This is a genomic window from Deltaproteobacteria bacterium (assembly GCA_005879535.1).
Lineage (GTDB): Bacteria > Myxococcota > Myxococcia > Myxococcales > 40CM-4-68-19 > 40CM-4-68-19.
On sequence record VBKI01000058.1, the window covers coordinates 1 to 465 of the forward strand.

Genomic DNA, 465 nt, shown 5'->3' on the forward strand with positions numbered 1-465 from the left:
GAATTCCGAACGGCACGTTGATGCGTCCGGCGCGCACCAGCAGCGCCCCCTCGTCGAAAGCCCAGCCTACCCAGTGCTCACGGGAAATCACCTGGCCCGCGAGAGAGGCCGGCGATCCAGTCGTCGTGACGTAACCGAGCGAGGCGCTGGCGCGGAACCCTGAGACCTGCACCGCGGCCGCGAGATCGCCTTGCATCAGGATGAGATCGCCTGTCGTCGGTCCGTCGCCGATCTTCGTGCGAAGCCCCATGTACCGGACCTCACCGCCGCCGAGGAGCCAGTCCGGAGTGCGCAGCGCGTTCCAGAGGAAGTTTGCGGCGGGCGAGGCTTCTTCGGCGGGCTTCCCATAGCGTGACTGCAGCAGGATCTCCCCCTGCGCCCGACCGTACGGAGTCAGCACGCCGGAGCCGGACGGATCGACGTGGCACGTCGCGCAGGTCGTGTAACCGTGCCGTATCATCCAGG

The 465-nt window shown here is 67.5% G+C and carries 1 protein-coding gene; it reads right to left on the minus strand.

What is annotated here, in order from left to right; genetic code table 11:
• A partial coding sequence (locus E6J58_08780; protein TMB38326.1) for a hypothetical protein occupies window positions 1-400 on the minus strand: 400 nt, incomplete at its 3' end.
• Window positions 401-465 lie beyond the last annotated feature (65 nt).